Below are 19,844 nucleotides of genomic sequence, written 5' to 3'. Positions count from 1 at the left end.
TTACCAAGCAAAAAGGGGTTCGGCATGCCGAACCCTATCACTATGCTGAATACGGCGCGCTACTTCAACGCATCCAGCGCCAGGTTCAGCTTCAGCACGTTGACCACCGATTCCCCCATGAAGTTGGGCGTGGCCCGATCGGTGTTGTCTTCGATCAGTTTGGCGACCTGTTCCGGCGGCAGATGACGCGCCGCCGCGACCCGCGCCAGCTGATACCGCGCCGCGGCGATCGAAATCTGCGGATCCAGCCCGCTGCCGGAGGCGGTCAGCAGATCCACCGGGATCGGGCCGCTCATGGCCGGATTGGCCTGGCGCAGCTGCGCCGCGCGTTCGGCGATAGCCTTATCCAGCGCCGGGTTGGTGGCCGCCAGGTTGCTGCCGGCGGAGGCCTGTGGATTATAAGCCGAATCGCCGGTCGCCGACGGGCGGCCCCAGAAATAGTCGGCGCGCGTGAAGTTCTGGCCGATCAGCGCAGAGCCGACCGCCTTGTCGCCCTGGTACAGCAGCGAACCGTTGGCCGCGCCCGAAAACAGCAGCTGCGCCAGCCCGGTGGTCAGCAGCGGATAGGCGATGCCGGTGATCAGAGTCAGCAGGATCAACATCACCAGCGCAGGTCGTAAATACGTCATGTTCATTTCCCTCAATGGTTAACCGGCGACGTGCAGCGCGACCAGGATCAGGTCGATCAGTTTGATGCCGATGAACGGCACCAGCAGACCGCCGACCCCATACAGCCACAGGTTGCGGCGCAGCAGAGCCGCGGCGCTCATCGGTTTGTAGCTCACCCCTTTCAGCGCCAGCGGGATCAGAAACACGATCACCAGGGCGTTGAAGATCACCGCCGACATGATGGCGGAGGCGGGGGAGTGCAGGTGCATCACGTTCAGCGCGTTCAGCTGCGGATAGGTGGCCGCGAACGCCGCCGGAATGATGGCGAAGTACTTGGCCACGTCGTTGGCGATGCTGAAGGTGGTCAGCGAGCCACGCGTCATCAGCATCTGTTTGCCGATATGCACCACTTCGATCAGCTTGGTCGGGTTGGAATCCAGATCGACCATGTTGCCCGCCTCTTTGGCGGCCTGGGTGCCGGAGTTCATCGCCACCGCCACATCGGCCTGCGCCAGCGCCGGGGCGTCGTTGGTGCCGTCGCCGGTCATCGCTACCAGACGGCCTTCCGCCTGATACTGGCGGATCAGCGCCAGCTTGGCTTCCGGCGTGGCTTCCGACAGGAAGTCGTCCACCCCGGCTTCGGCGGCGATCGCCGCCGCAGTCAGCGGGTTATCGCCGGTGATCATCACCGTTTTGATGCCCATCTTGCGCAGCTCATTGAAGCGTTCCTTAATGCCGCCCTTGACGATATCCTTCAGCGCTACCACGCCCAGTACCCGGGCGCCTTCCGCCACCACCAGCGGTGTACCGCCGGTGCGCGCCACGCTTTCCACCAGATCGTCCACCGCCCGCGGGAAGTGCCCCTGATTGGATTCGACGTGACGGCGAATGGCATCCACTGCGCCTTTGCGGATCATGCGCTCCTGCACGTTGACGCCGCTCATGCGGGTCTGGGCGGAGAAGGGCACGAAGGTGGCGTTCAGCGCCTGCAGATCGCGCTCGCGCAGGTTGAATCGTTGTTTGGCCAACACCACGATGCTGCGGCCTTCCGGCGTTTCGTCCGCCAGCGAGGCCAGCTGCGCGGCATCCGCCAGCTCTTGCTCTTTCACGCCCGGCGCCGGCAGGAACTCCGAAGCCTGGCGGTTGCCCAGCGTGATGGTGCCGGTTTTATCCAGCAGCAGCACGTCCACGTCGCCGGCGGCTTCCACCGCGCGGCCGCTGGTGGCGATCACGTTGGCGCCGAGCATGCGGCTCATCCCGGCCACGCCGATGGCGGACAGCAGGCCACCGATGGTGGTGGGGATCAGGCAAACCAGCAGCGCGACCAGCACGGTGATGGTGACCACGCTGCCGCTGCCGGCCGCCTCGACGCTGTATTGCGAGAACGGGAACAGGGTGGCGGTGGCCAACACGAACACGATGGTCAGCGCCACCAGCAGGATGGTCAGCGCGATCTCGTTCGGCGTTTTGCGGCGCTTGGCACCTTCCACCATGGCGATCATGCGATCGAGGAAGGTTTCCCCCGGGTTGACGCTGCACTGCACCACCAGCCAGTCGGACAGCACGCGGGTGCCGCCGGTGACCGAAGAGAAGTCGCCGCCGGACTCGCGGATCACCGGCGCGGATTCGCCGGTGATGGCGCTTTCATCCACCGAAGCGCCGCCCTCCAGCACTTCGCCGTCGCACGGGATGGTATCGCCGGCTTCCACCAGCACGATATCGCCTTTGCGCAGGCTCTCGGCGGCCACTTTCTCCGTGGCGCCGTCGCGGCGCGGGCCGGCCAGTTTTTTCGCCCAGCTGGTTTTCTTGGTGCCCTTCAGGCTTTCCGCCTGGGCCTTGCTGCGGCCTTCGGCCAGCGCCTCGGCGAAGTTGGCGAACAGCACGGTGAACCACAGCCACAGGGAGACGCTGCCGGTAAAGGCGGCGGCGCCGTCGGTTTGGCCGGTGAGCATCGCCAGCCAGATAGCGGTGGTCAGCAGGCTGCCGATATACACCACGAACATCACCGGGTTGCGCCATTGAACGCGAGGATCCAGTTTTTTCACCGCATCGATCAGCGCGGTGCGCACCAGAGCCGGTTCAAACAGCGCGCGTTGTTTGCGAGTCATCTCTTATTCTCTCTCTGTGACGTCGGTTAGTTTGCCAGCCAAAGCTGCAAATGCTCGGCCACCGGGCCCAGCGCCAGCGCCGGCACGAAGGTCAGCGCGCCCACCAGCAGCACGGTGCCGATCAGCAGGCCGATAAACAGCGGCCCATAGGTTGGCAGGGTGCCGTTGCCCGCCGGCTGGCGTGGCTTGGCGCTCAGCGAACCGGCGATCGCCAGCACCGGCAGGATCACCCCGAAGCGGCCGACGAACATGGCGAAGGCCAGCAGCAGGTTGTAGAACGGCGTATTGACGCTCAACCCGGCGAAGGCGCTGCCGTTGTTGTTGGCGGCGGAGGACAGGGCATACAGCACTTCGCTGAAGCCGTGGGCGCCCGGATTGAGGATGCCGGCGCGGCCCGCGTCGGTGCCGATCGCCAGCGCGCTGCCCAGCAACACCAGCGTCGGCGTGACCAGGATCGCCAGCGCGGTCATCTTCATGTCGTAAACGTCGATCTTCTTGCCCAGATATTCCGGGGTGCGGCCGATCATCAGACCGGCGATAAACACCGTCAGCAGTACGAACAGCAGCATGCCGTACAGGCCGGAGCCGACGCCGCCGAACACCACTTCACCGATCTGCATCAGCCACATCGGCACCATGCCGCCCAGCGCGGTGAAGGAGTCGTGCATGGCGTTGACCGCCCCGCAGGACGCGGCGGTGGTCACCACCGAGAACAGGCTGGTGGCGAGAATGCCGAAGCGCGACTCTTTGCCTTCCATATTGATGTTGCTGTCGGCGCCCAGCGCGCTCAGGTGCGGGTTGCCCGCCAGCTCGGCAACCATCACCACCACCACCGCCACCACGAAGATCAGCGCCATCGCCCAGATCAGCGCGTGGCCCTGACGGTTTTCTCCGGCCAGCTGGCCGAAGGAGAAGCACAGCGCGCAGGGGATCAGGAAGATGGCCAGCATCTGCACGAAGTTGGTCAGCACGGTCGGGTTTTCGAACGGGTGCGCCGAGTTGGCGCCGAAGAACCCCCCGCCGTTGGTGCCGAGCATCTTGATCGCTTCCTGCGAAGCGACCGGCCCCATCGGCAGCGTCTGCTGCGCGCCTTCGAGCGTGGTGACGTGCAGGTAAGGCAGGAAGTTTTGCAGCGTGCCCTGGCTGACGAAGAACAGGGCGATCAGCAGCGCGATCGGCAGCAGCACATACAGCGTGATGCGGAACAGATCGGCCCAGGCGTTGCCGACGGTCTTGCCGGCGCGGCGGGTAAAGGCGCGGATCAGCGCAAAGGCCACGGCGATGCCGGTGGAGGCGGAAACGAAGTTCTGCACCGCCAGCCCGGCCATCTGGCTGAAATAGCTGAGGGCGCTTTCACCGCTGTAGGCTTGCCAGTTGGTGTTGGTGACGAAGCTGACGGCGGTGTTGAGCGCCAGATCCCAGGAGAGGCCAGGGAAGCCTTGCGGGTTGAGCGGCAGCGAGCCCTGCGCCATGAGCAGGGCGAACAGCAGTGCCAGGCCGAGCAGGTTAAACGCCAGGATCGCCAGCGCGTACTGCCACCAGTTCATCTCGGTGGGGCGGATGCCGCAGGCGCGCCAGACGCCAGCTTCCACTGCGCGCAGCGCAGGCAGCGGCTCACCTTCGATCAGGCGCGCCATAAAACCGCCCAGCGGCCGGGCCAGCAGCAGAAGCACCAACAGGAAACTGGCGATCAGTAAAAAGGCTGAAGCCGCCATCAGAAATCCTCCGCGTTAAACAGGGCGTAGACCAGATAGGCCAACAGCAGCAGAACCAACAGCGCACCACCAATAACGCTGAAACTCACGGGACACCTCCAGAGGTGTTGTTTTTGATAGAGGCAGTGTAGGGAGCGGGGTAGAAAGAAGATGAAAAAATCGCGCGGGCGGGTGTAAAAAAAGTATAAAAATGGCTGAAATTTCAGCGGAAATTGGCCGTTTCAGGCAGCCTGCTTGCGGCGAGATTGCGCCTGATGTGTGAATAAGCCGGGGCTGGGGCGTGGGATGAAGAACCGAATAATAACCACAATGTAACCCATGTTTAGTTAAAAATTAACTTGATTGTAACAAAATTACGAATCGCTGCGGTGATTAGCGATTTTTTGTGCGATTTAGTGGTCGGATGAGTAGTAAACTTTCATCAAGTGCGCTAAAATTTTGTCCAGTTACCAAATTACCGATTGTTCATTTGATACGCCGACGCCGTTCTCCCTGACAAATCAACGGCAGGCGTTTTTAAGGAGGTTCGCATGTCTACGACCTATCACGCTTATTCACTGCATCGGATTCTCCTGCGCCGCAGCGCAGTGGTTATCGCGGGCATTTTGGCCCTGCCGGTGATGCTGTTCCGCAGCGATCGCGGGCGTTTTTACAGCTACCTGCACCGCGTCTGGTCAAAAACCAGCGATAAGCCGGTCTGGCTGCAGCAGGCGGAACTGGCGTCCTGCGATTTCTACTGAGTCGCTGCCGATTCACGAACAACCCTCGCCCTGCGGCGGGGGTTTTTTTATGCCCCAAGCCCGCTGCCGTCAAGCGCAAGGTCGTATTTGGCAAGCCATTCTTCTACACTTTCCCCATCGACCAACACCACGAGAGAACGGTATGAGTGACAAGATCCCTATCGGCATCAGCGCCTGTTTACTGGGCGACGCGGTGCGTTTCGACGGTGGCCACAAGCGGCTGGCCTTCGCGGTGGAACAGTTGGCGCCCTATGTGCGCTTTGAGCCCGTATGCCCGGAAATGGCGATCGGCCTGCCCACGCCGCGCCCGGCGCTGCGCCTGGTGAAACAGGCGCAGCCCTGGCCGGCGATGCGCTACAGCAACGACGCCGGCGTGGATCTGACCGAGGAGATGCGCAGTTTCTCCGCGCAGCGCGTGGCCGCGTTGCAGCACCTGTGCGGTTATATCGTCTGCGCCAAGTCGCCGAGCTGCGGCCTGGAGCGGGTGCGGGTCTACAGTGAGAACGGCAAGGACTCGCGTAAAAACGGCGTCGGGCTGTTTACCGCCGAACTGCTGCGTCAGATGCCGTGGCTGCCGGTGGAAGAAGACGGACGATTGCAGGATGCGGCATTGCGGGAAAACTTCATTGAACGGGTGTACGCGCTGTATGAGTTGAATATGCTGTGGCGCCAGGGGCTGACCCGCGGCGGGCTGATCGCGTTTCACAGCCGCTACAAGCTGTCGCTGCTGGCGCATTCGCAGCCGGCGTACCGCGAACTGGGGCGTTTCGTCGCCGACATTCATCGCTGGGACTCGCTGGAGGCCTTCGCCGTGGAATATCGCAGCCGCCTGATGGCGCTGTTGGCGCACAAGGCGACGCGCCGCAACCATACCAACGTGCTGATGCACGTGCAGGGGTACTTCCGCCGTCAGCTCAGCGCGGCGCAGCGCCAGGAGCTGGCGCACCTGATCGACCGCTACCGGCAGGGCATGCAGCCGCTGCTGGCGCCGATCGCCTTGCTTAAGCATTACATGGCGGAATACCCCGACAGTTATCTGGCGGAACAACGCTATTTCGAACCTTATCCGGAGGCGCTGCGTTTGCGTTACGGCCATTGATTGACAAGGGAATTTTATGACCACGCATCTGGTCTGGTTGCGTAACGATCTGCGTATCACCGACAACAAAGCGTTGCATGCTGCCTGCAGCGATCCCAAAGCCCGGGTGCTGGCGGTGTTTATCGCCACCCCGCAGCAGTGGCGGCAGCATGAGATGGCGCCGCGGCAGGCGGCGCTGATCCACGCCAGCCTGCGGGCGGTACAGCAGGCGCTGGCGCAAAAGGGCATTGCGCTGCATTGCCATGCCTGTTCGGACTTTGCTGCATCGATCGACTGGCTGGCGGACTATTGCCGGCGAGAGCAGGTGGACGCGCTGTTTTACAATCGCCAGTACGAACTGAATGAACGGCGCCGCGATGCGCGGCTGGAGCAGCAGTTGAATGGACGGGTAACGTGCCACGGTTTTGATGACAGCCTGCTGTTGCCGCCGGGCAGCGTGCTAACCGGCGGCGGCGAGATGTACAAGGTTTATACGCCGTTTCGCAACGCCTTTATTCAGCGCCTGACTGAGTCCGACGTGAGCTGCCTGCCGGCGCCGAAGATCCGTGCCGATGGCGCGTTGCCAGCGCCTGAAGCGCCGGCGGCGTTCGATTATCCCGCGGCGGACATCGGGAATGACTATCCCGCCGGCGAGGAGGCCGCGCTACAGAGGCTGCGCGCCTTTTGTCGTGAGCAAGTGCAGGATTACCTTCGCCAGCGCGATCTGCCCGCCATCGCCGGCACCAGCAGCCTGTCGCCTTATCTGGCGATCGGCGCGCTGTCGCCGCGCCAGTGTTTTAACCGCCTGCGCGCCGAATGCCCGCAGCTGCTGGAAGATCGCGAGAGCGGCGCTTTCGCCTGGCTGAACGAGCTGATTTGGCGCGAGTTCTACCGCCATCTGCTGGTGGCCTATCCCGAGCTGTGCCGCCATCGGCCGTTTATCGCCTGGACGGACAAAGTGCGCTGGTGCGATGACGCGGCGAAGCTGCAGGCCTGGCAGCGGGGCGAGACCGGCTATCCGATCGTCGATGCCGCCATGCGCCAGCTGAACGCTACCGGCTGGATGCATAACCGGCTGCGCATGATCAGCGCCAGTTTTCTGGTGAAGGATCTGCTGATCGACTGGCGCGCCGGGGAGCGCTACTTCATGTCGCAACTGCTGGACGGGGATCTGGCGGCCAATAACGGCGGCTGGCAGTGGGCGGCCTCCACCGGCACCGACGCCGCGCCGTATTTCCGCATCTTTAACCCGACCACCCAGGGTGAACGTTTTGATCCACAAGGCACTTTCATCCGTAAATGGTTGCCGGAACTGGCGGATGTGCCCGACAATGACATCCATTACCCCCACCGCTGGGCGGAAAAGCAGCGCCGTACGCTGAACTACCCGCTGCCGATCGTCGATCATAAGCAAGCCCGCGTGGAGACGCTGGCGGCGTTCGAGGCGGCGAAACGGGGAGAGTCTTGAGGCAACTGCAAGGAGCGACGTAATGATGAAAAAGGTGCTGGCCCTGTGCCTGAGCGGCTATTCCGCGCTGGCGATCGCCGGCTTTGACGTGGTGGCGCTGGGCGTCGACGGCGGCGTCAGCGACGGCAACCTGACTTCCTACCTGATCCGCAGCGACAATCAGCCGCAGTATGTGGCGCTGGACGCCGGTTCGCTGCTGCCGGGCATCGCCAAAGGGCTGGAGAAGGGCAGCTTCCCGCAGGTGACGCCCGAGCTGGCCGCGCCTTATACGCCGCAGGGCTACGTGTTTCGGCAGTTGATCGGCAGCTACTTTATCAGCCACGGCCATCTGGACCACGTGGCGGGGCTGATCGTCGGCTCGCCGGAAGACAATAAAAAAACCGTTTACGCCCAGGCGGACACCGTGCTGACCCTGCGCAACCATTACTTTAACTGGAAGGCCTGGCCGAACTTTACCGATGCCGGCAACGGTGCGCGGCTGGGCACCTACCGGCTGCAAACGGTGCGGCCGCAGCAGCGGTTTACCCTCGGACTGACCGGGTTGACCGGCGTGATGTATCCGCTCAGCCACGATCGCTACCCGTCGTCGATGCTGCTGATTTCCAACGGCAACGAGTTCTTCGCCTATTTCGGCGATACCGGGCCGGATAAGGTGGAGCAGTCGCGCGATCTCGATACCGTCTGGCGCGTGCTGGGGCCGCTTGTCGAGCAGAAAAAGCTCAAGGGCATGATTATCGAAACCTCTTACCCCAACGGGGTGGAGGACAAACATCTGTACGGCCATCTGACGCCGGCCTGGCTGCTGAAGGAGCTGAAGAACCTGACGCAGTACAGCGGCGGCGAAGGCTCGCTGAACGGTCTGCCGGTGGTCATCAGCCACATCAAACCCAGCCTGAAGCAGGGCGAAGACGCGCGCGCCGCCATTGCGCAGCAGCTGGCGCAGGGCAACGATCTGGGGGTGAAATTCATCCTGATGGCGCAGGGCGACCGGCAGACATTTTGACTATGAAGAGAGAAGAGAATGCGTAACCTCGATCTGGAACAACTGATCAACACGGAACTGAACGCCGCGGCGTTTCAGGACTACGCCCCCAACGGTTTGCAGGTAGAGGGGCGTGCGCATGTACAGCGCATCGTGACCGGCGTCACCGCCTGTCAGGCGCTGCTGGACGCCGCGGTGGCGCATCAGGCCGACGCGATTATCGTGCATCATGGCTATTTCTGGAAAAACGAGGCGCCGGCGGTGCGCGGCATGAAGCGCAACCGCCTGAAAACGCTGTTGACCCACGACATCAACCTGTACGGTTATCATTTGCCGCTGGACGCGCATCCGGTGCTGGGCAACAACGCGCAGCTGGCGCAGGCGCTGGGCATTCGGGTGATTGGTGAAATCGAGCCGCTGGTACCGCACGGGGAATTCGAACAGCCGCTGACCGGCGAAGCGCTGCAACAGCGCATCGAAAGCCGGCTGGGGCGCGCGGTGCTGCACTGCGGCGATAACGCGCCTGAGCATATTCGCCGGGTGGCCTGGTGCACCGGCGGCGGTCAGGGCTTTATCGACAGCGCGGCGCGCTTCGGCGTCGATGCGTTCATCAGCGGTGAAGTCTCTGAGCAGACCATTCACAGCGCGCGCGAAATGGGCGTGCATTTCTTCGCCGCCGGTCACCACGCCACCGAGCGCGGCGGCGTGAAGGCGTTGGGGGACTGGCTGGCCCAGCACCACGGCTTTGATGTGACCTTTATCGATATCCCGAATCCCGCCTGATCTTTTTCTTCCCCGGATCCAGCCCGGCCTGCGCGCCGGCTGAATCCTTTTACCGCGCTATTTCCTTATTTTCCTTATGGTTGCGTTCTATTGACAGCCGGGGCCGCGTCACGCATAACTGGTGTGTTTTTCAGCGCGATAATAAGGAGAATAAGGGTGCAACAAGCACGTTATTACCTGTTGGGTGAAAGAGCGGTAGTGCTTGAACTGTCGCCGCCGGTGACGTTACCGAGCCAGCAGCGCATTTGGGCGCTGGCGGAAAAGCTGAATCACCATCCCGACGTGCGGGAAGTGGTGCCGGGGATGAATAACCTGACGCTGCTGCTGCATACGCCGCAGGCCGACGCCGAAGCGATGCTGGCATTGCTGCAGCAGGGGTGGGAGAGCAAAGAGCGCCTGACGCCGGAATCGCGTCAGGTGGATATTCCGGTTATCTACGGCGGGGAACAGGGCCCCGACCTGGATGAGGTGGCGCGTCATACCGGCATGACGCCGCAACAGGTGGTGGAATGCCACGCGGCGGCGGCCTATGTGGTCTATTTCCTCGGCTTTCAGCCGGGCTTTTCCTATTTGGGCGGCATGCCGGAACAACTGGCGACGCCGCGCCGCGCTGAACCGCGTCTGGCGGTGGCGGCCGGCTCCGTCGGCATCGGCGGCGGCCAGACCGGCATCTATCCGCTGGTGACGCCCGGCGGCTGGCAGCTGATTGGCCGCACGCCGCTGGCGCTGTTCAATCCGCATGAAATGCCGCCGACGCTGCTGCGCCCGGGCGATAGCGTACGCTTTGTGCCGCAGAAGGAGGGCGTATGCTGATTATTCTGCGCGCCGGCATCTATACCACGGTGCAGGATTTGGGCCGTGAAGGATTTCGCCGCCTGGGCATCAGTACCGGCGGCGCGTTGGATCAACCGGCGCTGAAGATCGCCAACCTGCTGGTGGGCAACGCGCCGGAGGCCGCCGGGCTGGAGATCACGCTCGGCCAGTTCAGCGCCGAGTTTACCCGTCCCGGCTGGATCGCCCTGACCGGCGCCGGCTGCGACGCGCAGCTGGACGGTAAGCCGCTGTGGACCGGCTGGCGCTACCCGGTGAAAAAGGGGCAGCGTCTGGTGCTGGGCACGCCGAAGCGCGGCATGCGCAGTTATCTCGCGATCGCCGGCGGTATCGCCGTGCCGGAAATGCTGGGCTCGCGCAGCACCGACATGAAAGCCGCTTTTGGCGGGTGCGAGGGGCGTAATCTGAAGGACGGCGATCGGTTGCCGCTGGGTAAATCCGCCGCTGAACCGCAAACCCGCTGTGGCGTGAAGCAGTTGCTGTTCACCAATCGCATCCGTGCGTTGCCGGGGCCGGAGTACGCCGAATTCAGCGAAGAGGCGCAAGATACGTTTTGGCGCGCCGCCTGGCAGCTCAGCCCGCAGAGTAACCGCATGGGCTACCGTTTGCACGGCGGCACGCCGCTGGCTCGCACCACCGACAGAGAGATGCTGTCGCACGGCCTGATGCCCGGCGTGGTGCAGGTGCCGCACAACGGCCAGCCGATCGTGCTGATGGCCGATGCGCAAACCACCGGCGGTTACCCGCGCATCGCCTGCGTGATCGAAGCCGATCTTTACCATTTGGCGCAGATCCGTCTCGGCGAACCGATCCATTTCGTGCTCTGTTCACTGGCCGAGGCGCAGCGCGCCAAGGCCGAGCAGGATCTTTTCCTTCGACAGATTGCCTGGGGGTTACATGATCGTTGATTTGAACGCCGATCTCGGCGAAGGCTGCGCCAACGACCAGGCGCTGTTGCAATTGGTGAGCTCGGCCAACATCGCCTGCGGCTTCCACGCCGGCGATGCGCAGACCATGCGTCAGTCGGTGCGCTGGGCATTGCAGTACGGCGTGGCGATCGGCGCCCACCCGAGTTTTCCCGATCGGGAGAATTTCGGCCGCACTCGCATGCAGCTGCCGCCGGAAACGGTGTACGCGCAGGTGGTGTATCAGCTCGGGGCGCTGGCGGCCATCGCCCGCGCCGAGGGCGGGGTGATGGTGCATGTTAAGCCGCACGGCATGCTGTACAACCAGGCGGCGGTTGAGCCGGCGCTGGCAGAAGCCATCGCCCGGGCGGTGCAGGCGGTCGATCCGGCGCTGCGGCTGGTGGGGCTGGCCGGCAGCGAGCTGATCCGCGCCGGGCAACGGCTCGGTCTGACCACCCGGCAGGAGGTGTTCGCCGATCGCGGTTATCAGGCCGACGGCACGCTGGTGCCGCGCGGTTTGCCGGGGGCGCTTATCGAGGATGACGAACAGGCGCTGGCGCAAACGCTGGAGATGGTGCGCCATCACCGGGTGCGCAGCGTCGATGGCGTTTGGACCGCCGTACAGGCGGAGACCGTCTGCCTGCATGGGGACGGCGAGCATGCGCTGGCGTATGCGCGCAAGCTGCGGGACAGTTTTGTTCAGCAGGGGATCCGCGTCAGCGCGGAGCAGTAAAGCAAGACACAACATCACAAGCAAAAAACTATTAGAAAATATCGAGGGAAGACTATGGAACAGGCCGTGAATCTCTGGCCACTGATCGGCATCGCCGCTATCGTGGTCGGGTTTGTATTGCGTTTCAACCCGGTGCTGGTGGTGATCGCCGCCGGCATCATTACCGGTCTGGCGGCGCTGATGCCGCTGGACGTCATTCTGGAAAAGCTCGGCGAGGGCTTTCTCAATACCCGCAACCTGCCGCTGATCCTGCTGCTGCCGCTGGCGGTGATCGGCCTCCTGGAGCGCCACGGGTTGAAAGAGCGGGCGCAGGCGTGGATCGCCAGGATCAAAAGCGCCACCGCCGGCCGTTTGCTGATCGTGTACCTGTTCGTGCGCGAGATCACCGCGGCGATGGGGCTGACCAGCCTGGGCGGGCACCCGCAGATGGTGCGGCCGCTGCTGGCGCCGATGGCGGAAGGGGCGACGGAAAACCGTTACGGCGAGCTGCCGGAGCGTACCCGCCACCGCCTGCGCGCCATGTCGGCCGCCACCGACAACGTCGGGCTGTTCTTCGGCGAAGATATCTTCGTGGCCTTCGGCGCGATCATCTTCATGCACAACTTTATGCTGGAGTCCGGCGGCATTCAGACCGAGCCGCTGCATATCGCGCTGTGGGGCATTCCGACCGCCATTTTCGCTTTCCTGATCCACGCCTTCCGGCTGTATCGGATGGATAAACAGCTGAGTGCCGAGCTGGCGCAGCTGAATCAGGCGGCGCTGCAGGCGAAGGGGGAAGCACGATGAACTTCCAGCAACAATATCTCTACTGGCTGGCCGGCGCGGTGCTGCTGATTGTGGCGGTGATGTCCTTCCGCGATCGCGCCAACCCGCGCCGCATCACCACCGGGCTGTTTTGGGGGCTGTACGGCCTGGTGTTCCTGGTCGGCGACTGGACTTACCGCCTGCTGGGCGACGTGCTCGGCGAAGGCAGCAACGAGAAACGCATGCTGCACATCATCGTTGGCGTGGTGGTGGTGGTGATGGCCCTGATCGCCGGCTTCGGCGGCGTGCGCCTCGGCAGCTATCATCAGCGAACGCCGCAGGAGCGCGAGGCCAGCGCCAAGCGCCTGGGCAACAAGCTGTTTATCCCCGCATTGGCGATCCCGGTGGTGACGGTGATCGGCGTGCTGCTGTTCAACAATATTCCGGCGTTGCAAAGCGCGGTGTTCGGCAGCGGTAACCATGCGACGCTGATCACCCTGTTCTCTATGACCGTCGGCTGCCTGATCGGCCTAGCGATCGCGGTGAAAATGACCCATGAGAAGGCGTTGCAGCCGGTGCAGGAAGCGCGGCGCTTGCTGGATTCGATCGGCTGGGCGTTCATTCTGCCGCAGATCCTCGCCACGCTTGGCCTGCTGTTTACCGTCGCCGGCGTCGGCACCGCGATCTCGCATTTGACCCAAGAGTATCTGGCGGTGGATAACCGCTTCATCGCCGTGGCGGTCTACGCTATCGGTATGGCGGTGCTGACCATGGTGATGGGTAACGCCTTCGCCGCGTTCCCGATCGTCACCGCCGGCATCGGCATTCCGATCCTGGTGCTGCAGCACGGCGGCAACCCGGCGGTGATGGCGGCGATCGGCATGTTCTCCGGCTATTGCGGCACCCTGATGACGCCGATGGCGGCGAACTTCAACATTGTGCCGGCGGCGCTGCTGGAGCTGCCGGACAAGAATGCGGTGATCAAGGCGCAGGTGCCGACCGGCGTGCTGCTGCTATTGGTTAACGTGTTCCTGCTGTATTTCCTGATGTTCCTGTAGGAGTAAGGATGCAAAAAGTATTGATTACCGGCTTTGAGCCGTTTGGCGGCGAGCGGCTCAACCCTTCCTGGGAAGTGGTGAAGCAGCTCAATGATATGGAGCTGGTGGGTACGCGCATTGTGGCGCGCCAGCTGCCGTGCGTGTTCGGCGCGGCGCTGGAGGCGCTCAATGCGGCGATCGACGAGGTGCAGCCGCTGATGGTGCTGGCTGTCGGCCAGGCCGGCGGCCGCACCGACATCACGATTGAACGGGTGGCGATCAACGTCGACGACGCACGTATCCCCGATAATCAGGGGCAGCAGCCGGTGGATGAGCCGATCGTCGCCGGCGGCCCGGCGGCCTATTTCAGCACCTTGCCGATCAAGGCGATGGTCAGCTCGATGCGCGAGGCCGGCATTCCGGCCTCCGTTTCGCAGACCGCCGGCACCTACGTGTGCAACCATGTCATGTACGGCCTGCTGCACCGGTTGAGCGGCCAGCGCGAGGTGAAGGGCGGGTTTATTCATATCCCGTACCTGCCGGAACAGGCGGCGGCGCACCCCGGCGCACCGAGCATGGCGGCCTCGACGGTGCTGTTTGCGCTGGAGCTGGCCGTTTCCATCGCGTTGCAGGTGGAACACGATCTGAAAGTGGCGGGCGGCGCAACGCATTAATCAAGAAAATCCCCGGCGCATCGGGCTGCGCCGGGTCTACGCAAGGAGTGGTCTATGCCGGAAGGACCGGAGATCCGCCGGGCGGCGGACAAACTGGCGGCGGCGGTGATCGATCAGCCGCTGACCGCCGTCGATTTCGCTTTTCCCCAGTTGAAGCACTATCGCCAGCGTCTGCTCGGCGAGCGTATCGTCGCCATCGAGCCGCGCGGCAAGGCGCTGTTGACCCACTTTTCCAACGGGCTGACGATGTACAGCCATAACCAGCTGTACGGCGTGTGGAAAGTGGCGGCGGCCGGGGAGACGCCGGAGACCAAGCGCGATCTGCGGGTGCGGCTGGAAACCGCTCATAGCGCGATTTTGCTCTTCAGCGCTTCCGACATTACCGTCGGGCCGCGCGAGGAAATAGAGCAACACCCGTTTTTGCAACGCATCGGCCCTGACGTGTTGGACATGTCGCTGACGGTAGACGATGTGGTGGAGCGGTTGCTGACGCCGCGTTTTCGCCGCCGGCAGCTGAGCGGCATGCTGCTCGATCAGGCGTTTCTCGCCGGATTGGGCAACTATCTGCGCGCCGAAATCCTGTGGCAGGCCGAGTTGGCGCCGCAGCACAAACCACAGGATCTGGCGCCAGAGGCGCTGCGGCGACTGGCGGAGGCATTGCTGGCGGTGCCGCGCCTTTCCTACCAGACGCGCGGGCAGGCGGATGACAACCGCCATCATGGCGCGCTGTTTCGCTTCAAGGTGTTTCATCGCAGCGGTGAACCCTGTGAACGCTGCGGTGGGATGATCGTGCGTACCGAGCTGTCGTCGCGGCCGTTTTATTGGTGCCCGGGCTGCCAGAAATAACCAAAAAAAACGCCGCCCGAAAGGGCGGCGCTGTGCGTTTCAGCCGGTAAAGCGGCTTACTTGTTTTTCAGCTGGGATTTGAAATCACGCTCGGCATAGCCGGTGTACAGCTGACGCGGACGGGCAATTTTGATGCCTTCGTCGTGCATTTCGTTCCAGTGGGCGATCCAGCCGATGGTGCGCGCGATGGCGAAGATCACGGTGAACATGGAAGAAGGAATGCCCATCGCCTTCAGGATGATGCCGGAGTAGAAGTCGACGTTCGGGTACAGTTTCTTCTCGATGAAGTACGGGTCGTTCAGCGCGATGTGTTCCAGCTCCATCGCCACCTGCAGCAGGTTGTCGTCCTTCTTGTTCAGCTCTTTCAGCACTTCGTGACAGGTCTCGCGCATCACGGTGGCGCGCGGATCGTAGTTCTTGTACACGCGGTGGCCGAAGCCCATCAGGCGGAAGGAGTCGTTCTTGTCCTTGGCGCGCTTGATGAATTCCGGAATGTGCTCGACGGTCTTGATCTCTTCCAGCATTTTCAGCGCCGCTTCGTTGGCGCCGCCGTGCGCCGGCCCCCACAGGGAGGCGATGCCGGCCGCGATGCAGGCGAACGGGTTGGCGCCGGAAGAGCCGGCGGTGCGCACGGTTGAGGTAGAGGCGTTCTGCTCATGGTCGGCGTGCAGGATCAGGATGCGATCCATGGCGCGTTCCAGTACCGGGTTCACCACGTACTCTTCGCACGGGGTGGCGAACATCATGTGCAGGAAGTTGCCGGCGTAGGACAGATCGTTGCGCGGGTAAACGAACGGCTGGCCCAGGGAGTATTTGTAGCACATCGCCGCCACGGTTGGCATTTTGGACAGCAGACGGAACGCGGTGATTTCACGGTGACGCTCGTTGTTGACGTCCAGCGCATCGTGGTAGAACGCCGCCAGCGCGCCGGTCACGCCGCACAGCACCGCCATCGGGTGCGAGTCGCGACGGAAGCCACGGAACAGATGGGTGATCTGGTCGTGGATCATGGTGTGGCGGGTCACGGTGGTCTTGAAGGTTTCGAATTCTTCCGGCGTTGGGGTCTCGCCGTACAGCAGGATGTAGCACACTTCCAGGTAGGAAGATTCTTTCGCCAGCTGCTCGATAGGGAAGCCGCGGTGCAGCAGCACGCCTTTGTCGCCGTCGATGAAGGTAATCTTGGATTCGCAAGAAGCGGTGGAGGTAAAGCCGGGATCAAATGTGAAATAACCTTTGGAACCCAGAGCGCGGACATCGAGGACATCGGGGCCCAGTGTCGGTGTCAATACGCCCAGTTCGATCGGAGCTTCGCTGTCGTTAATGGTTAGCGTCGCTTTCTTATCAGTCATTTACTGTCTCCTTAGCGCCTTATTTTAAAAACCACTAACAACTGAAATACCTTAAATCTCTGCAGGTTGCCCGCAAAAAAATGGTGCGGACGCTAACTCTGTGAGCGACTGCGCAACTGTGCGCGGGTAGGGTACAGAGTGCTGACCAGGCGAACGAGACGGGTGACCAGTTGTTAACGATTCATAGTAATTCGTTATAGTCTGTTAATCTTACCTATGAGCTGTTCGAAGAGATGTGAACCTATCCCAATAATCTGTTTTTGTGTGCTTTATTTGCTTTAGACGCCGGCAAACTCGAGCGGGAAACAACGGCTATTGGGATAGGTTCGCCAAATACACTGTTGCATAACTCGAACCCGGGAGGAAGTGTATCTGCTGACCCATAGCGCATCATAGGACCGTTTGTGCCCCTATATGTAATGGAAATGTTGATCTCTTGTCAAATCAGATAATTAATTTTGCACTAATTGTGAAATCCGTGATCTGAATCACTGTTCGGGGGAAATGTTATCAAAGCGGTTGTATGAGAATTGTAATCAGAATGTGATCCTCCTATACTGCCGCCAGGTCTCCGGATTACCCTGAAGTAGGAGCACCCAGCGTTATAAATGCGCGCCGTTTGAGCACAGAGGATGTTGATGTTTGAGCGCGTGACGTGTAAGGGTTTTAGGCTCTTAACGCTGTCTGATCCCCGCCCAGGCCCGGAGGAAGGAAAATAATAAGAGCTGTGTGGGCAAATACGTGAAAAAACAACGACCTGTCAACTTGGATCTGCAAACGATCCGGTTCCCCGTAACTGCGATAGCGTCTATCTTACACCGAGTCTCTGGCGTAATTACCTTCGTTGCCGTGGGTATCCTCCTCTGGCTGCTGGGCCTGTCACTCTCTTCCCAAGAGGGGTTCCTGCAGGCGGCCGCCATCATGAATAGCTTCATCGTCAAATTCATATTCTGGGGCATCCTCACGGCGCTGGCCTATCACATTTGCGGTGGCATCCGTCACTTGTTAATGGATTTTGGCTACATCGAAGAGAGTTTGGCCGCCGGCACCCGTTCCGCCCAGGTGGCGATCGGTCTGACCGTCGTGCTGTCAGTTCTGGCTGGAGTCCTCGTATGGTAAACAACGTTTCTGCATTAGGGCGCAACGGCGTGCACGATTGGCTGCTGCTGCGCGCTTCCGCTATCATCATTACCCTGTACGTCCTGTATATCCTGGGCTTTTTCGTCACGGCTCCGGAACTCACTTATGACATCTGGCGCGGTTTCTTCGCCACTTCCATTACGAAAGTGTTCACTCTGCTGACCCTGCTGTCGATTCTGGTGCACGCCTGGATCGGGCTGTGGCAGGTGCTGACGGACTACGTCAAGCCGCTGGCGGTTCGCCTGGTGTTGCAGCTGGCTGTCGTGGTCGCGTTGCTGGTCTATTTACTGTACGGAACAATCGTAGTGTGGGGTGCTTAAATGAAACTGCCAGTCAGAGAGTTTGATGCCGTCGTAATCGGCGCCGGCGGTGCGGGCATGCGTGCCGCGCTGCAAATTTCCCAAGCGGGCTCGACCTGTGCCCTGCTGTCCAAAGTTTTCCCGACCCGTTCCCATACCGTGTCCGCACAGGGCGGCATCACTGTCGCGCTGGGCAACAGCCACGAGGACAACTGGGAATGGCATATGTACGACACGGTGAAAGGTTCCGACTATATCGGTGACCAGGACGCCATCGAATATATGTGTAAAACCGGCCCGGAAGCGATTCTGGAACTGGAACACATGGGGCTGCCGTTCTCTCGTCTGGACGACGGCCGCATCTATCAGCGCCCGTTCGGCGGCCAGTCGCTGAACTTCGGCGGCGAGCAGGCGGCACGTACCGCAGCCGCAGCCGACCGTACCGGCCATGCGCTGCTGCACACCCTGTATCAACAGAACCTGAAAAACCACACCACCATCTTCTCCGAGTGGTATGCGCTTGATCTGGTGAAAAACCAGGACGGCGCGGTGGTCGGCACCACGGCTATCTGCATCGAAACCGGTGAAGTGGTTTACTTCAAAGCCAAGGCCACCGTGCTGGCGACCGGCGGCGCTGGCCGCATTTACCAGTCCACCACCAACGCCCACATCAACACCGGCGACGGTGTCGGCATGGCGCTGCGCGCCGGCGTGCCGGTGCAGGACATGGAAATGTGGCAGTTCCACCCGACCGGCATCGCCGGCGCGGGCGTGCTGGTGACCGAAGGCTGCCGCGGCGAAGGCGGCTACCTGCTGAACAAGCACGGCGAGCGCTTCATGGAGCGTTATGCGCCGAACGCCAAAGATCTGGCGGGCCGCGACGTGGTTGCCCGTTCGATCATGATCGAAATCCGCGAAGGCCGCGGCTGCGACGGTCCTTGGGGCCCGCACGCCAAGCTGAAGCTGGATCACCTGGGCAAAGAGGTGCTGGAATCCCGTCTGCCGGGCATTCTGGAACTGTCCCGCACCTTCGCGCACGTCGATCCGGTGAAAGAGCCGATCCCGGTTATCCCAACCTGTCACTATATGATGGGCGGCATTCCGACCAAGGTGACCGGCCAGGCGCTGACCGTGAACGAGAAAGGCGAAGACGTGGTGATCCCGGGGCTGTTCGCCGTGGGCGAAATCGCCTGCGTATCGGTGCACGGCGCCAACCGCCTGGGCGGCAACTCGCTGCTGGATCTGGTGGTGTTCGGCCGTTCCGCCGGCATGCACCTGCAGGAATCGCTGGAAGAGCAGGGCGTGAGCCGTGACGCCAGCGACTCCGACGTGGAAGCCTCGCTGGATCGTCTGAACCGTTGGAACAACACCCGTTCCGGCGAAGACCCGGTCGAAATTCGCAAAGCGCTGCAGTCTTGCATGCAGCACAACTTCTCGGTATTCCGCGAAGGCGATGCGATGGCCAAGGGCCTGGAAGAACTGAAAGTGATCCGTGAACGTTTGAAGAACGCACGCCTGGACGATACCTCCAGCGAGTTCAACACCCAGCGCATCGAATGCCTGGAGTTGGATAACCTGATGGAGACCGCGTATTCCACCGCCGTGTCGGCCAACTTCCGTACCGAGAGCCGTGGCGCGCACAGCCGCTTCGACTATCCGGAACGCGATGACGCCAACTGGCTGTGCCATTCGCTGTATCTGCCGCAATCGGAAAGCATGACGCGCCGCGAAGTGAACATGCAACCGAAGCTGCGCCCGGCATTCCCGCCGAAAGTGCGTTCTTACTAATTGCGGAGATCGACA

20 protein-coding genes are annotated in these 19,844 nt (G+C 62.0%); 15 read left to right on the top strand and 5 right to left on the bottom strand.

Annotation, left to right across the window (positions count from 1 at the left end; translation table 11 throughout):
* Window positions 1-59 precede the first annotated feature (59 nt).
* The 4 genes from kdpC to ACMGF9_RS17615 are packed head-to-tail and all read right to left on the bottom strand — an operon-like array spanning window position 60 to window position 4,521.
* On the bottom strand, window positions 60-629 hold the full coding sequence (kdpC, locus tag ACMGF9_RS17630) for a potassium-transporting ATPase subunit KdpC (protein ID WP_015376963.1): 570 nt from the start codon (window positions 627-629) through the stop codon (window positions 60-62).
* Window positions 630-647: 18 nt separating this feature from the next.
* Window positions 648-2,717 carry a potassium-transporting ATPase subunit KdpB gene (kdpB, locus tag ACMGF9_RS17625; protein WP_021504609.1) on the bottom strand — a complete coding sequence of 690 codons (2,070 nt, stop codon included), beginning with the start codon at window positions 2,715-2,717 and terminating at the stop codon, window positions 648-650.
* Between the two features lie 26 nt (window positions 2,718-2,743).
* A complete protein-coding gene (gene kdpA, locus ACMGF9_RS17620) occupies window positions 2,744-4,432 on the bottom strand; it encodes a potassium-transporting ATPase subunit KdpA (RefSeq protein WP_075684749.1) in 1,689 nt (562 codons plus the stop codon).
* On the bottom strand, window positions 4,432-4,521 hold the full coding sequence (locus tag ACMGF9_RS17615; RefSeq protein WP_016928742.1) for a K(+)-transporting ATPase subunit F: 90 nt from the start codon (window positions 4,519-4,521) through the stop codon (window positions 4,432-4,434). The genes kdpA and ACMGF9_RS17615 overlap by 1 nt, the downstream gene beginning before the upstream one ends.
* Before the next feature lie 441 nt (window positions 4,522-4,962).
* Here ACMGF9_RS17615 and ACMGF9_RS17610 point away from each other — a divergent pair, with 441 nt between their 5' ends.
* From ACMGF9_RS17610 to nei, 12 genes are all read left to right on the top strand, one after another.
* Entirely contained in the window at window positions 4,963-5,172 is a 210-nt protein-coding gene (locus ACMGF9_RS17610; RefSeq protein ID WP_004939916.1) for a YbfA family protein, read from the top strand.
* A gap of 142 nt (window positions 5,173-5,314) precedes the next feature.
* A complete protein-coding gene (locus ACMGF9_RS17605; protein ID WP_004939915.1) occupies window positions 5,315-6,271 on the top strand; it encodes a YbgA family protein in 957 nt (318 codons plus the stop codon).
* A 16-nt stretch (window positions 6,272-6,287) separates the two neighbouring features.
* Window positions 6,288-7,718, top strand: a complete 1,431-nt coding sequence (gene phrB / locus ACMGF9_RS17600; RefSeq protein ID WP_118892360.1) for a deoxyribodipyrimidine photo-lyase — start codon at window positions 6,288-6,290, stop codon at window positions 7,716-7,718.
* A 22-nt stretch (window positions 7,719-7,740) separates the two neighbouring features.
* Window positions 7,741-8,721, top strand: coding sequence for an MBL fold metallo-hydrolase (locus ACMGF9_RS17595; protein WP_075684750.1), 981 nt, complete (start codon window positions 7,741-7,743; stop codon window positions 8,719-8,721).
* A gap of 18 nt (window positions 8,722-8,739) precedes the next feature.
* On the top strand, window positions 8,740-9,483 hold the full coding sequence (locus tag ACMGF9_RS17590) for a type 2 GTP cyclohydrolase I (protein WP_004939910.1): 744 nt from the start codon (window positions 8,740-8,742) through the stop codon (window positions 9,481-9,483).
* 156 nt (window positions 9,484-9,639) lie between these two features.
* Entirely contained in the window at window positions 9,640-10,296 is a 657-nt protein-coding gene (gene pxpB / locus ACMGF9_RS17585) for a 5-oxoprolinase subunit PxpB (protein ID WP_015376968.1), read from the top strand.
* Window positions 10,290-11,222, top strand: coding sequence for a 5-oxoprolinase subunit PxpC (gene pxpC / locus ACMGF9_RS17580; protein ID WP_015376969.1), 933 nt, complete (start codon window positions 10,290-10,292; stop codon window positions 11,220-11,222). The genes pxpB and pxpC overlap by 7 nt, the downstream gene beginning before the upstream one ends.
* Entirely contained in the window at window positions 11,212-11,952 is a 741-nt protein-coding gene (gene pxpA / locus ACMGF9_RS17575; RefSeq protein ID WP_004939906.1) for a 5-oxoprolinase subunit PxpA, read from the top strand. The genes pxpC and pxpA overlap by 11 nt, the downstream gene beginning before the upstream one ends.
* A 54-nt stretch (window positions 11,953-12,006) precedes the next feature.
* Window positions 12,007-12,738, top strand: coding sequence for a DUF969 domain-containing protein (locus tag ACMGF9_RS17570; RefSeq protein ID WP_015376970.1), 732 nt, complete (start codon window positions 12,007-12,009; stop codon window positions 12,736-12,738).
* Window positions 12,735-13,754 (top strand): DUF979 domain-containing protein, encoded by a 1,020-nt coding sequence (locus tag ACMGF9_RS17565; RefSeq protein ID WP_004939900.1) that lies wholly within the window; start codon window positions 12,735-12,737, stop codon window positions 13,752-13,754. The genes ACMGF9_RS17570 and ACMGF9_RS17565 overlap by 4 nt, the downstream gene beginning before the upstream one ends.
* A gap of 8 nt (window positions 13,755-13,762) precedes the next feature.
* Window positions 13,763-14,407 carry a pyroglutamyl-peptidase I gene (gene pcp, locus ACMGF9_RS17560; RefSeq protein ID WP_004939899.1) on the top strand — a complete coding sequence of 215 codons (645 nt, stop codon included), beginning with the start codon at window positions 13,763-13,765 and terminating at the stop codon, window positions 14,405-14,407.
* 54 nt (window positions 14,408-14,461) lie between these two features.
* Window positions 14,462-15,253: an endonuclease VIII gene (gene nei / locus ACMGF9_RS17555; RefSeq protein ID WP_075684751.1), complete on the top strand. Its 792-nt coding sequence runs from the start codon at window positions 14,462-14,464 to the stop codon at window positions 15,251-15,253.
* 56 nt (window positions 15,254-15,309) lie between these two features.
* Here the strand turns inward: nei and ACMGF9_RS17550 are convergent, their stop codons facing one another.
* Window positions 15,310-16,602: a citrate synthase gene (locus ACMGF9_RS17550; protein ID WP_016928730.1), complete on the bottom strand. Its 1,293-nt coding sequence runs from the start codon at window positions 16,600-16,602 to the stop codon at window positions 15,310-15,312.
* A gap of 729 nt (window positions 16,603-17,331) precedes the next feature.
* Between ACMGF9_RS17550 and sdhC the strand changes: the two genes are divergently transcribed.
* Genes sdhC through sdhA form a run of 3 tightly spaced genes read left to right on the top strand, consistent with a single transcriptional unit; the run spans window position 17,332 to window position 19,829 of the window.
* A complete protein-coding gene (sdhC, locus tag ACMGF9_RS17545; RefSeq protein WP_004939893.1) occupies window positions 17,332-17,721 on the top strand; it encodes a succinate dehydrogenase cytochrome b556 subunit in 390 nt (129 codons plus the stop codon).
* Complete coding sequence (gene sdhD, locus ACMGF9_RS17540; RefSeq protein ID WP_004939891.1) at window positions 17,715-18,062, top strand: succinate dehydrogenase membrane anchor subunit; 348 nt, start codon at window positions 17,715-17,717, stop codon at window positions 18,060-18,062. Before sdhC ends, sdhD begins: the two co-directional genes overlap by 7 nt.
* Window positions 18,063-19,829 (top strand): succinate dehydrogenase flavoprotein subunit, encoded by a 1,767-nt coding sequence (gene sdhA, locus ACMGF9_RS17535; RefSeq protein ID WP_015376974.1) that lies wholly within the window; start codon window positions 18,063-18,065, stop codon window positions 19,827-19,829.
* Window positions 19,830-19,844 lie beyond the last annotated feature (15 nt).

Source organism: Serratia sp. BNK-23 (assembly GCF_047456145.1).
Taxonomy (GTDB): Bacteria; Pseudomonadota; Gammaproteobacteria; order Enterobacterales; family Enterobacteriaceae; genus Serratia; species Serratia nematodiphila.
This window is presented reverse-complemented; position numbering and strand designations above follow the sequence as displayed.